Consider the following 14,099-nt stretch of genomic DNA (forward strand, 5'->3'; position numbering starts at 1 on the left):
GAAAGAAAACATAAAAAAATCACAATAATGCATCAGGAAAAGATTGAGCAAGTCATCAATGAAGTGAAGAAAGTGGTGGTAGGTCAGGAGCGAATGGTTAATAGACTGTTGATTGGACTTTTTACCAATGGCCATATCTTGTTGGAAGGGGTGCCCGGTTTGGCCAAGACCCTTACCGTGAATACCTTGGCCAAAGTATTGCATTTGGATTTTAATAGGATACAGTTTACTCCGGATTTGTTGCCATCGGATTTGATCGGTACCATGATTTATAATCAGCAAAACGGTGATTTCGAAGTGAAGAAAGGGCCTATCTTTTCCAATTTGATATTGGCCGATGAAGTAAACCGTTCTCCAGCTAAGGTCCAGTCTGCCTTATTGGAGGCCATGCAGGAAAAACAAGTAACTATCGGGGAGAATACTTTCCAACTAGACAGACCTTTTTTGGTACTGGCCACCCAAAACCCGGTAGACCAAGAAGGAACCTATCCGCTTCCAGAAGCCCAGGTAGATAGATTTATGATGAAGGTCCATATCGACTATCCGGAGAAATCAGATGAACTGGAAGTCATGAGAAGGATGGCCAATATGAGTTATAAGGCTGATGTTCAGGCCATATTGTCTAAAGAGGATATCTTTGATATCCGAAATAAGATCAATGAAGTTCAGGTGTCAGAGCCTTTGGAGCATTATATTATTGAATTGGTATTTGCGACCAGGTTCCCGGAACAGTATGGATTGCATGAAGAAGCCAAGTACATTCAGTTTGGCGTTTCACCAAGGGCGAGTATCAATTTGAACCTTGCAGCTAGGGCAGTGGCCTTTATGGATGGTCGGGATTATGTGCTTCCGGAAGATATAAAAGAAGTGGCCGAAGATGTACTAAATCACCGTATAATCCTTAATTATGAGGCCGAAGCAGATAATGTGAACACCAGAGACCTCATTCAGATTATCTTGGACAAGATACCTATTAATAAAACGGTAACATTGAAATAAGCTTATTTAACGTCTATACAAGGCCTTTGAGAGATCAAAGGCTTTTTTTGTGCTTTTTTGTTAATTAAATATTAATCCCGCCAAACTTTTTTTAAAAAATACATAATTGGAAAAATTCTTAAGCCCCGGAAAATTGATCCAGATTTGTGGAACAAAACAAGCAAAAAACACAAATCAATTTCATACTTATGAAAAAGTTCAACTTATTATTTGCTGTACTATTGGGGTCCACGCTTGGATTTACTTCTTGTAGTGATGAAAACAATGATCCAATAGTAGATCCAACTGAAGATGAAAACATCATCAGTTCAAACATTACTCAAGATATGACTTGGAAAACTGGCGAAGTATATACACTTGCTGGTAGAATCGTTGTTGAAGCAGACGTTACTTTGACCATTGAGCCAGGTGTGATCGTAAAAGGTCAGGCAGGTTCTGGTTCAAATGCTACAGCATTGATCATAGCTAGAAATGCTGATATTATGGCTGAAGGTACTGCTGAGCAGCCTATCATATTTACTTCTGTTGCTGATGAAATTCAGCCTGGTGAAATTGCCAGCCCTAACTTGGATCCTGATATTGATGGTCTTTGGGGTGGTCTTATAATCTTGGGTAATGCAAAAGCGTCTCTTGCAGGAGATGTTACTGAAACGCAGATTGAAGGTATTCCACCATCTGATACCAATGGTCTTTACGGTGGATCTGATGATGATGATAATTCAGGTGTGTTGAAATATGTTTCTATCCGTCATGGAGGAGCCAATATTGGTGAAGGTAATGAAATCAACGGCCTTACCCTTGGGGCAGTAGGTACTGCTACCAAAATCGAGAACATTGAGGTGATTTCTAATCAAGATGATGGAATCGAATGGTTTGGTGGAACAGTTTCAGTAAAAAATGTAGTGTTCTGGAATGTAAAGGATGATGCTGTAGATGCTGACCAAGCATGGAATGGTACTTTGGATAACTTCATCGTTGCTCACTCTGAAGATACTGGTGACAACTGCTTTGAATTGGATGGTCCTGAAGGATCTTATGTAGAAGGAAATTATACCTTGACTAATGGAACAGTGATCGCCGGTGGTTCTGCAAAATTGGTAGACAATGATGATAACACCAATGTGGACATGTCTAATATCTACTTCACAGGTATTACCAATCAGGTATTTGATCAAATGCCAACTGTAGCTTCAAGCTTAAGCAATATTGAAGTAACCCTTCCTGAAGGAATCGTAATTACTGATTTGTTCCTGGGTGGTTCTGATGCCAATGTGACAGCTGTCGCTGAAGGTGAAAATACAGTGGGTGCTGACAAGTCTGTCTTTGCTGGATGGACATGGACTGCGGTATCAGGTACACTTGATGGCTTGAAATAATAAAACTTTCTGAATTCTCAGAAGGAGCCTTTTAGGCTCCTTCTACCCTTTACTTTTTCATCTTTATACTCGTTAGCTGTAACTTAAAAACACAAAAATGAACAAACTTATTGTGGCTATTGCCCTTGTGGTATTTGCTGCTCTTCCCACCCTTACCTTTGCGCAAGAAGGTACTCTAAGAGGAAATATTATCGATGAAGGTTTAGGAGAACCTTTAATTGGGGTTTCTGTTTTAGTAAAAGAAACACAAACCGGTGCTGTTACGGACTTGGATGGAACGTTTGAAATCAAATTGGCTCCAGGAACTTATACTATTGTTGCTTCATTTATCTCATTCAATAAATTAGAAATCAGTGCTGTGGAGGTGAAACCTGGTGAGGTGACCCTTCTGTCTGATTTGAAAATGGGGGAAAGCACTGCGGAGCTTGAATCTGTCGTGGTTTCTGCACAGGCCATCAGAACCACTGAAGCGGCTTTGATGACGGTAAAAAGAAATGCTGCCAATATGATTGACGGTATTTCGGCATCTACTTTTAAGAAAATAGGTGACAGTGATGCTGCTTCGGCCATCAAAAGAGTGACCGGAGTTTCTATCGAAGGCGGAAAATATGTTTATATCCGTGGACTTGGAGACCGTTATACCAAAACCGTCTTGAACGGGGTGGATATTCCTGGTCTTGACCCTGATAGGAATTCTATTCAAATGGATATTTTCCCTACCAATGTAGTGGACAATATCATTGTATCTAAATCCTTTACCAGTAACCTGCCTGCTGACTTTACCGGTGGTGTAGTGGATATTGAAACCAAGGATTTTCCAGAAGAAAAGACATTTAAAGTAAGTGTAAGTGGTGGGTATAATCCATCCATGCACTTTAATAGTAACTATTTGAGCATCCAGGGATCCTCTACGGATTTCCTAGGATTTGATAACGGATACAGAGATATCCCAACTGGCGGAAGAACTGATATCCCTCAATATGCAGAAGTAGTAGGTAACCCTAACGGGGCTAAAGGCCAGGAATACCAGTCCATCCTAAGGGGGTTTAACCCAACTATGGGTGGAGAGCGCAAAAGTAGTTTGATGGACATGAGTGTGGGTGTTTCTTTTGGTAACCAAGTAGCTGTAGGCGCCAATAAACTGGGATATAACTTTGCTTTGACCTATAGCAATGAGACTTCTTTCTTCCAAGATACCGAATATAACCTTTATGGTAAGGCGAGTGATGGAAATGAGTATGATTTGGTAGGGCTTGAAAAGCAAAAAGGTGATTATGGTGTCAATAATGTGTTGTTAGGCGGGCTTGCTGGTGTGGCTTATAAAACCGGACTTTCCAAGTTTAAGCTAAATTTATTGAGACTCCAAAATGGTGAATCCAAAGTAGGCGAGTTTGATTTTGAGAGCAATAATGTGGGAACTACTTTTAATGCCAATCAATATAATATAGAATATAGCGAAAGATCTCTGACCAATATCCTTTTAAGTGGTGAGCACAAATTAGGCCCTACAAACGATTGGTCAGTAAACTGGAAATTATCGCCTACCAGATCGGTGATCAATGATCCTGATGTACGCTTCGTAAGGTTCAGAACAACTAATAATTCTATTTCAACAGAAGTAGGATTGCCAGAAAGAATTTGGAGATCTTTGGAAGAGGATAATGCAGTAGGTAAGGTGGATATCACAAAGGACTTTACCTTCAATGACCAAATGGCTAAGCTGGGATTTGGAGCTAGCTATGCATATAAGCAAAGAGATTTCTTGATTCAAAGCTTCCAGTTCGCAGTAGGTAATACCACCTTCAGTGGAGATCCCAATGAGATTTTTATGGAGGAGAACTTGTTCTCTGCAGATAATATCAACGGCGTAAGGTATAGCCCATTGTTTATCCCTAACAATCCTAATGAATACAATGCCAGTGTCAATAATATTGGAGCTTATGTAAATGCAGAAATTAATCCTGCAGAAAAATTGAAGGCAATTGTAGGGCTGAGAATGGAAAAGTATGATCAGTTTTATACAGGTAGTAACCAAAATAGATCGATTGTATTTGACAATGAAAAAGTATTGGATGACTTGGACCTTTTCCCAACTCTGAACTTGATCTACAGTGTTTTGGATAACCAGAATTTAAGGTTCTCTTATTCTAGAACAATCGCCAGACCGTCCTTCAAAGAGCTTTCTTTTGCAGAAATTCTTGACCCGATTACGGGTAGAACCTTTATTGGTGGATTGTTTGAGGAAAGAACAAACGGAGGCAAAGAGATTCTTTGGGATGGTGATCTTCAGGCTACCAGAGTGAATAACTTTGATGCAAGGTGGGAAGTATTCCCTAAGCGAGGAGAGATTTTCTCTGCCAGTGCATTCTATAAAATGTTCGCTGACCCTATCGAGATGGTTCAGTTCCTTTCTGATCCAGGTGCATTCCAGCCAAGAAACGTTGGTGATGGTTCAGTAGCAGGTTTGGAATTGGAGTTGAGAAAATCTTTGGATATCATCAGTCCAGCGGCGGAGAATTTCTTCTTCAATGCCAATGTTACTTTGGCCAAGTCCACTATTCAAATGTCTGAATCTGAATTGAGGTCTAGACAGCTTTCTGCTAGAGAGGGAGAGGAAGTTTCCTCAACAAGGGATATGGCTGGTCAAGCTCCTTATATCATCAATACCGGTATAGCTTATGAAAGTTGGGAAAAAGGACTTGAAGCTGGAATATTTTATAACGTTCAAGGGCCAACTTTGACTTATATTGGTTTTGGTAATAGAACGGATACTTATACCGTACCTTTCCATAGCCTTAACTTGAATATCAATAAGAGCTTCGGTGCTGATGAAAGGATCCAGACTGGTCTGAAAGTGAGCAACCTGCTTAACCAAGAGAGAAAAGAAGTGTTTAAATCTTACCAAGCGGAAGATCAAATATTCAGCAGAATTCAGCCTGGCACTAAGATCAGTGTGAAATTTGCATACTCTTTCTAATAGAAGTAATTAACCTTTATATAATGTAAACGCGGGCAGTAATGTCCGCGTTTTTTATTACTGGTCTTTAGTTTTTTATATATTTGATAAGCCCTGAAGTTTTTTGTTGATATTACAGGACAATATTTCCAGGGGCGTCAGTTTATTTTTCCCTAAAACCCAATGATTATGTTGAAGAGATTAACCAAACTCATAGGGCTGGTCATATTGGTTCCTTGTCTAGGTCATGCCCAGGTGGATGCTAAAATTGCCCAATATCCAGATGTTTCCCAAAGCCAGATTACTTTCAGCTATGGAGGTGATATATGGGTAGTGCCCAAAACAGGTGGGCAGGCCTATAGGCTTACTTCCTCCAAGGGAACGGAAGCTTTTCCCAAGTTTTCGCCTGATGGTAGTAAGGTGGCATTTAGTGGGATCTATAATGGAAATGTAGATGTATATGTCATTTCCTCAAAAGGGGGACTTCCTGAAAGGCTTACCTACCACGGGATGAGTGACCGTATGACCGATTGGTATGCAGACGGAAAACACTTGTTGTTTACTTCATCAAGAGAAAGTGAAAAGCAGCGCTTCAGTCAATTTTACAAAGTGGGAGTTCACGGAGGATTGCCAGAAAAGCTGCCCATTCCCTATGGGGAATTTGGTATGACTTCTCCAGACGGGCAACAGATAGCTTTTACACCGAAAAGTCGGGCATTCAGGACATGGAAGCGATATAAAGGAGGGATGGCCACCGATATTTTTGTGTTCAATCTGGAAAGCCATGCTTCAGAAAATATTAGCAATAGTATTTACAATGATGAATTCCCTATGTGGACCGAGGAGAAAATCTACTTTCTCTCAGATCGTGGACCTGCACAGCGAAACAATATTTTCAGCTATGACCTGAAAAGCAAAGTCATCGAGCAGGTGACTGACTTTACAGATTTCGATGTGATGTTTCCTAGTATGGGTCCTGAAGAAATCGTGTTCACCGCTGGAGGGAAGATTTATTTGTTGGACCTTGCATCAGAAGACTATCAAGAAGTGTCTGTGCAAGTAAGTACAGATGTGGCCACCCTGATGCCAAGAAGGGTGGCAGTGAAAGATTATATCCAAAATGCCTGGCCATCCTATGATGGAAATCGGGCGGTCTTTGAAGCTAGAGGGGAAATCTTTTCTGTTCCGGCCAAGGATGGGCCAGTTATCAACCTGACCCAGTCCTCTGGAGTGGCTGAGCGATACCCTGCTTGGTCTCCGGATGGGAAGTATTTGGCTTATTGGAGTGATCGTTCCGGTGAATATGAACTTGCTATAAAGGACCTGGAAACGGGGACAGTGGAGAAAACACTTACTGCTTATGGGGAAGGTTATCGGTATCAGCTGTTTTGGTCCCCGGACAGTAAAAAGTTGGCTTTTGTAGATAAGGCCATGGATATTTATATCTATGACCGAGAAAGTGATGTAACTACTCATGTCGACAAACAAAAATACTTGTATCAATATTCCTTGGCCAACTATGCATTATCCTGGTCGGCGGATAGCCGCTATCTTGCCTTTGAGAAAAATCTCAATAATCTGCATAATGCTATTGCCCTTTTCGATACCAAAGAGGAGCAGCTTCATCAAATCACTTCTGGTTTTTATAATGATAGAAATCCGGTGTTTGATCCTGAAGGCAAGTACCTCTACTTTTTGACCAATAGGGATTTTGATCCTATTTACAGTGATTTTGAGGGTACTTGGGTGTATGCAAATGCGACGGAAATAGCAGCCATTCCATTGAGTAAAGCAACTGGTTCTCCTTTGGCTCCCAAAAATGATACCACCAGTGTCAAAAATGAGGAGCCAGCAGAAAAGAAGAATAAAAAAGAAGAGAAGAAAAGGGACGAGGAAAGTAAGGAGGACAAGGCTTCTGTGGACATAGATTGGGATGGACTGGAACAGCGAATGGTTATCCTTCCTCCTTCAGCAGGGAATTACAGCCAGCTTGCCGCGGTAAAAGGAAAAGTACTTTACCTCAAACGCCCGACAAATGGGGATGAATCCAATAAGGTGGCCTTGGCCTATTATGATATCTCAAATCGGGAAGAAAAAACAGTAATCGAAAATGTTCGTGATTATCGTGTAGCTGCAAATGGTGAAAAAGCCTTGGTGGTTTCCAATGGTTCTTTTGGTATGATTGAAATCGGAGAGGGGAAAAAGCTGGAAGATAAGATGCCAGTGGAAAAGATGGAGATGACTTTGGTGCCAAAGGAAGAGTGGAGACAATTATTCAACGAGGCTTGGCGATTAGAACGGGATTTCTTTTATGATCCCAATATGCATGGAGTGGATTGGGATGCTATGAGGGACCATTATGGTCAGCTGATAGACCATGCCATTACCCGGGAGGATGTGAATTATATTATTGGTGAATTGATCGGAGAGATCAGTGCCTCGCACACTTATAGGGGTGGGGGAGATTCAGAAAGGGTATCGACAAAGTCTGTCGGGTATTTGGGCATTGATTGGGGAGTCAAAGACGAGGCCTATTATGTGAAGAAGATCGTTCGTGGGGCCCCTTGGGACAATGAGGCGCGTTCGCCTTTGGACGAAGCTGGTGTGGATATCAGTGAAGGTGATTTTATTCTTGCTGTCAATGGTGTCCCTATGGACATGGAAAAAGCCCCCTGGGCGGCTTTTGAAGACCTGGCTGAGGAAACTGTCGAGCTGACAGTTAATGATCGTGCAAGCTTGACCGGGGCCAGAAAAGTGATCGTAAAGACCTTAAAGGATGAAACTCGTTTGAGGAATCTGGCTTGGATAGAATCCAATAGAAAAAGAGTAGAGGAAGCTACAGATGGACAGATAGGTTATATCTACGTACCCAGTACAGGTCTGGATGGGCAGCAGGAACTGGCGAGGATGTTTTATGCCCAGCATGATAAAAAAGGCTTGATTGTGGATGAGCGATTCAATAATGGCGGACAGATCCCTGACCGTTTTATTGAGTTATTGAACAGAAAGCCATTGGCTTTTTGGGCGGTAAGGGATGGTGCTACTTGGCAGTGGCCTCAGGTGGCCAATTTTGGACCGAAGGTCATGCTGATCAATGGATGGAGCGGGTCTGGTGGGGATGCCTTTCCAGACTATTTCAGAAAGTCAGGATTAGGGCCATTGATCGGTACCAGAACCTGGGGAGGCCTGATAGGCATATCTGGTGCACCTTCACTAATCGACGGTGGTGGGGTTACTGTACCTACCTTCAGGATGTTTGATGCAGAAGGTAAATGGTTTGAAGAAGGCCATGGTGTAGATCCGGACATTGAAGTAGAAGAAGATCCTACCGCCTTGTCAAACGGCGTTGACCCACAATTGGAAAAGGCCATAGAGGAAGTGATGAAAAGGCTTGGGGAAAATCCTCCTGCTGCACCTCAGGTACCAGATTATGAGGTGAAATAATTCAGTGAATTGAGTTATTGTTTTTAAGTAAATTCATGCCATGGCAGCAGGTCATGGCATGAATTTTTATGTTCAGATTGATGGTGCTATTTATTTTCGTTAATTTAAATGAAGATTCCATCTATTTAGCTTCTATGACCTTATTGATTCTTTATCTCTTTTTGGCAATTGGTATTTCATTTTTATGTTCAGCCTTAGAAGCGGCATTGCTCAGTATCACTCCTTCCTATATTGCTACCCAAGAGCAAAGAGGAAAAAAATATGCCAAACAGCTCAAGCATCTCAAAGAAAATATCAACCAGCCCTTGGCGGCGATACTCTCTTTCAATACCATCGCGCATACTGTGGGGGCTGCTGGAGTGGGCGCTCAAGCGGTGGAGGTTTTTGGCCAGCAGTATTTTGGATGGATTTCTGCAGGTCTGACCCTGGCCATATTGGTTTTTTCTGAAATTATCCCCAAATCCATTGGAGCTAATTATTGGAAGCAGCTGGCCCCGTTTATTGGGGGGATCTTGCGGTTGATGATCTTTGGCCTCTATCCTTTGGTCAAAGCCTCTGAGCTACTTACCCGGGTTTTCAAATCCGAAGAACAGCATACCATGAGCAGGGAGGAATTGTCTGCAATGGCCAGCATTGCTACCAAGGAGGGAGTGTTTCAGGAAGGAGAATCGAAAATCATCCAAAATCTAATAAGGTTTCGTTCGATTTTGGTGAGCAGTGTGATGACACCGCGCACAGTGACCGTGGCGATGGAAGAAAACGAAACCGTAAAGGATTTTTATGCCATGCCTGATTCGAAACGGTTTTCCCGATTTCCTATTTATAGCAAAACCATTGACAATATTACAGGTTATATCATCAAGCATGATGTGCTTGAAGCTATGGCCGAGGACCATTTTTCCATGCAGCTGAAGGAGTTGAGCCGGGAAATTGCCCTGGTGTATGAGCAATATCCCATTCCTCGTGTATTGGAAATGATGCTGAATAAAAGAGAACATATTGCTTTGGTGGTGGATAAATATGGGGGCATGTCTGGGATTGTTACACTGGAGGATATTTTGGAGACGCTATTGGGGCTAGAGATTCAGGATGAGAGTGATGAAGAGACGGATATGCAGGTATTGGCCAGAAACAAATGGGAAGAGCGTGCCAAGAAAATGGGCTTGATAATTAATCATCCCGGTGAAAATATTGACTAATTTTAAGTAATATTTGTGTGGGGTTTGAGATTTTAAGGAAGGGTGCCTCAGGTAAGGGAAGGTGTTGGGTATGAGTTTTGATTATAAGGTTCATTGTACTGAAATATTTAATAAGCCATTATTTATATGGAGAAAAAATATCCGAGTAGTATTATACTTGCAGCCAAGTTGATAGTTTTATTTTTGACGATAGCTCTGGCTTATTTCCTTAAGGGAGTGTTAGTGCCGTTGATGTTTGCATTGATTATTTCCATCATGCTTTATCCCTTGTGTAATTTGTTGGAGAGGTGGAGGTTTCCCCGTGCAGCAGCTTCTCTGGTTTCTGTGATTTTGGCTTCTTTGGTGCTTTCTGGTGTGATTTATTTTATCGTTCATCAAGTAATCATTATTGGCAAGGATGGAAGTGAAATAGCTTCAAATTTTGGGAATATTTATAATAAGGTCAAGGTTTGGTTTGAAGCGACTTTTGGTCTTCAGCTGGGAGAACTGGCCAACAGGCTTAAGGATGAAGCAGAGAGTTCCATTGCCAATATTGGTAAGTATATCACCTCTGTTTTCAGTTCTGCTGGGGGGACCTTAGCCAATGGTGTATTGATTCCCTTGTATGCTTTTTTCTTATTGTACTATAGGGATTTCTTTAGGGATTTTCTGATCCAATCTGCAAAGGGGGCTCCAGCAAAAAGGGTTATAGAAACCTTGGAGCGGGTATATCATGTGATCCAAAGCTATCTGTTGGGCTTATTGATCGTGATGGGAATAGTGGCTGTTTTGAACACCGCAGGGCTTTTAATTATGGGGATTGAGCATGCTTGGTTTTTTGGGACCTTGGCAGCTTTTCTAATTTTACTGCCCTATATTGGTGTAGCCATTGGTTCGATCATTCCCGCGATTTTTGCCTTGGCCACCATGGACAGTTATTGGTATGCACTGGGTGTGATCGGCTGGTTTCAGGTAGTACAGTTTTTGGAAGGTAATTTTATTACTCCGAACATTGTAGGGGGAAGTGTAAGTTTGAATCCTTTGGTGGCCATTATTTCTCTGATTTTGGGTGGAATGCTTTTTGGCTTGGCAGGATTGATCCTTGCTATTCCTATGGTCGCGGTGATCAAAATAGTGTTTGATATGACTGAAGCCACCCAAGCTTTCAGTTTTTTGATAGGAGAACCCGATGAAGATCATCTCAAGCTGGACAGTGATGATTTTATTCGAAAAAAATATGGTTTGGAAGAAAAGAGAAAATAATTTTGACCAGTAAAATATTATATAAGATCAAAGTATTATGAAAAGTATCATCAGAATTTTATTTGCAGTTTTACTTCCTCCGATTGGCGTGTTTTTGACTGTGGGCTTAGGGAAGTCTTTTTGGATCAACGTTATATTGACCTTGCTGGGATTTATTCCTGGTATAATCCATGCAGTATGGGTGATCGCTAAAAATAGTGAGAGCTAAAATTGACTATTGTTTATTAATCAGGTGTTTTTATGGGATTGACCAGGAAGCGACTGGCACATATAGTATTTGAATCGGACGATGCCGCATCAAAGCGTTTTGATGTGGTTTTGTTGATTGCGATTCTTGGGAGCGTAACTATAGCTGTTTTGGATTCTGTCAGGTCGCTTCATGAGTCATATGGTACTATTTTTTACCTTTTGGAATGGATGTTCACCCTGTTATTTACTGTTGAATATCTTTTAAGGGTTTGGCTAAGCAGGCGTACGGCAGGTTATGTCTTTAGTTTTTATGGCATGGTTGATTTGCTGGCGATTTTGCCGACCTATATCAGCTTGTTGGTGGTCAACAGTCATTTTTTGACTGTAGTGAGGGCCTTGCGCTTTTTGCGGGTTTTGAGGGTCCTTAAGCTTGGCCGCTATATGCGAGAAGCACAGGTGCTTTCCGATGCTTTGTACAATAGCAGGATGAAAATCCAGATATTTTTAGGTTCAGTGGTGACCATTGTTTTGGTCATGGGAACGGTTATGTTCTTTATTGAAGGGCCGGAAAGTGGTTTTACAAGTATCCCAATGGCCATGTACTGGGCCATTGTAACCCTTACCACTGTGGGCTATGGAGATATTTCTCCAATGACTCCATTGGGACAGTTTATGGCTTCCTTGATCATGCTGTTGGGATATGCCATCATTGCTGTTCCTACAGGGATAGTTTCTTCAGAAATTACCGCGGTAAACACCAAAAACAAATTGGCCGAGGAGCAACGCGCTTGTCATGTTTGTCATGCTACAGGACATGATAAGGACGCTTATCACTGTAAGTATTGTGGGGGAAGGTTATAGTTTTGTGCAAAATGGTCAATTGATTTTATATCTTTATGCCTTCGAAAATTAGTTATGATCCCTAATAAAGCACTGATAAAAAAGATTCTTGAAAAGACTTTATTGGCATTGAGTATAATAGGTTTTTTCTTGGTGATCTATGAAGAAGGTTTTAAGAAGCCTTTTCTTTCAATGTCAGACTCTCACTTTGTCCTGAAAGTGATTCTTACTTTGGTTTGGACTGGCTATATTGGTCAGTTTTTTCTCTTTAAGTGGGTGAAAGTTAATTTCAAGAAACTTGTAGCAGAGATTTTGTTGATTTTTCTGATCAGTACTGTACTGTTTTTTATTTTTTCCGAGTTTAAGCTGCCGGGATTGGATGCCCAAACAGCAATTACTTCAGATCGGTTTTTGGTGGATTTCTTGGTTACCGTGGTCTTTCTGATAGAATTATCCAAATTAAGTCTGGGGGTAGGAGGACTAAAGCTAAATCCCCAAATGATATTTATTCTGAGTTTTTTGACTTTGATTGGAGTAGGGACGATATTGTTGATGCTGCCCAAAGCCACCAATGCACCGATTCATTTGGTGGATGCCCTTTTTACAGCTACGAGTGCAGTATGTGTTACAGGTCTGATCGTTTTGGATACGGCTAAGGATTTCACCCTGTTTGGTCAATTTATCATTATGATACTGTTCCAGATAGGAGGTTTGGGCATGATGACTTTTACCAGTTTCTTTGGTTTCTTTTTCAAAGGGAATTTTAGTTTTCAAAACCAACTGTTTTTGAAGGATTTTATTAATGAGGAACGTTTCGGGCAGGTTTTCAATACTCTGTTGAAGGTAATTACTTTTACTTTTTTGGTAGAGGGAATGGGGGCATTGTTTATATATATTAGTCTGGATGAGGCGCTTTTTGATGGCCCTATGGATATGATTTTCTTTTCCGTTTTCCACAGTGTTTCAGGATTCTGTAATGCGGGCTTTAGTATATTGAGTGATGGGCTTTATCAGGAAGGATTTAGACAAAACTACGATATGCATTTGGTCATTGCGTTGACCATCGTATTTGGTGGTATTGGATTTCCGGTTGTTTTGAGCTACTACCAATATCTAAAACACTTGGTCAAAGGCTTTTATAGAAAAGTGGTTTTTGGCGAAAACTATAGGCATGTTCCCCGAGTGGTGAATATTGGAACCCGGCTGGTAGTGATCACGACAGGAATTTTATTGTTGATAGGTTTTGTGACATTTTGGGTTTTTGAAGAAGATTACACGCTAAAGGGAATGGAGGGCTACGGAAAGGTGGTTACAGCATTTTTTGGGGCCGTTACACCTAGGACGGCAGGATTTAATACGGTGGATATGACCGCTATGGCAGGTCCGACAATATTACTGTATCTTTTGCTCATGTGGGTAGGAGCCTCTCCAGGTTCTACCGGAGGGGGCTTAAAGACCAGTACCTTTGCCGTGGCCATTTTGAGCACATTGAGCATTGCCAAAGGCAAGGACCGAGTGGAGGTCTTCAGAAGGGAAATATCCAATACCACTTTGAGAAAGGCTTTTGCCGTGACTTTCCTTTCTATAATGATGATGGGCGGAACGGTTTTTCTGTTGAAATTATTTGATAGTGAGTTGCCATTGACCAGTGTAGTGTTTGAAGCATTTTCTGCCTTCTCCACGGTGGGTTTAAGTTTAGGGATTACCTCAGGACTGAGCTTTGGTAGTAAGATGGTACTGATTGTGACCATGTTTGTAGGAAGAATCGGGATTCTCACCTTTTTGATTGGGCTGAGTAGAGGGGTGAAAACCCTAAGCTATCGATACCCTGAGGAGTCGGTGTTTATCACCTAA

The 14,099-nt window shown here is 41.5% G+C and carries 9 protein-coding genes; all 9 read left to right on the forward strand.

The annotated features are described in order from the left end of the window. Nucleotides 1-27: 27 nt before the first annotated feature. The 9 genes from KZP23_RS07730 to KZP23_RS07770 all read left to right on the forward strand — a co-directional run bounded on the left by KZP23_RS07730 (nt 28) and on the right by KZP23_RS07770 (nt 14,099). Nucleotides 28-999, forward strand: a complete 972-nt coding sequence (locus KZP23_RS07730; RefSeq protein ID WP_226335560.1) for an AAA family ATPase — start codon at nt 28-30, stop codon at nt 997-999. 188 nt (nt 1,000-1,187) lie between these two features. After that, entirely contained in the window at nt 1,188-2,375 is a 1,188-nt protein-coding gene (locus tag KZP23_RS07735; protein ID WP_226335562.1) for a hypothetical protein, read from the forward strand. Between the two features lie 97 nt (nt 2,376-2,472). Then, complete coding sequence (locus KZP23_RS07740) at nt 2,473-5,352, forward strand: TonB-dependent receptor (RefSeq protein WP_226335564.1); 2,880 nt, start codon at nt 2,473-2,475, stop codon at nt 5,350-5,352. Between the two features lie 168 nt (nt 5,353-5,520). After that, nucleotides 5,521-8,775 (forward strand): S41 family peptidase, encoded by a 3,255-nt coding sequence (locus tag KZP23_RS07745; RefSeq protein ID WP_226335566.1) that lies wholly within the window; start codon nt 5,521-5,523, stop codon nt 8,773-8,775. Nucleotides 8,776-8,909: 134 nt separating this feature from the next. Beyond that, entirely contained in the window at nt 8,910-9,974 is a 1,065-nt protein-coding gene (locus tag KZP23_RS07750) for a hemolysin family protein (RefSeq protein WP_226335568.1), read from the forward strand. Between the two features lie 126 nt (nt 9,975-10,100). Beyond that, nucleotides 10,101-11,216, forward strand: a complete 1,116-nt coding sequence (locus KZP23_RS07755; protein ID WP_226335569.1) for an AI-2E family transporter — start codon at nt 10,101-10,103, stop codon at nt 11,214-11,216. A 37-nt stretch (nt 11,217-11,253) separates the two neighbouring features. Next, nucleotides 11,254-11,424 (forward strand): YqaE/Pmp3 family membrane protein, encoded by a 171-nt coding sequence (locus KZP23_RS07760; protein WP_226335571.1) that lies wholly within the window; start codon nt 11,254-11,256, stop codon nt 11,422-11,424. Between the two features lie 32 nt (nt 11,425-11,456). Then, nucleotides 11,457-12,266 carry an ion transporter gene (locus KZP23_RS07765; RefSeq protein ID WP_226335573.1) on the forward strand — a complete coding sequence of 270 codons (810 nt, stop codon included), beginning with the start codon at nt 11,457-11,459 and terminating at the stop codon, nt 12,264-12,266. A gap of 54 nt (nt 12,267-12,320) precedes the next feature. Continuing rightward, nucleotides 12,321-14,099 carry a TrkH family potassium uptake protein gene (locus KZP23_RS07770; RefSeq protein ID WP_226335575.1) on the forward strand — a complete coding sequence of 593 codons (1,779 nt, stop codon included), beginning with the start codon at nt 12,321-12,323 and terminating at the stop codon, nt 14,097-14,099.

Origin of the sequence: Echinicola marina, assembly GCF_020463795.1 — a bacterium.
GTDB classification, from domain to species: domain Bacteria; phylum Bacteroidota; class Bacteroidia; order Cytophagales; family Cyclobacteriaceae; genus Echinicola; species Echinicola marina.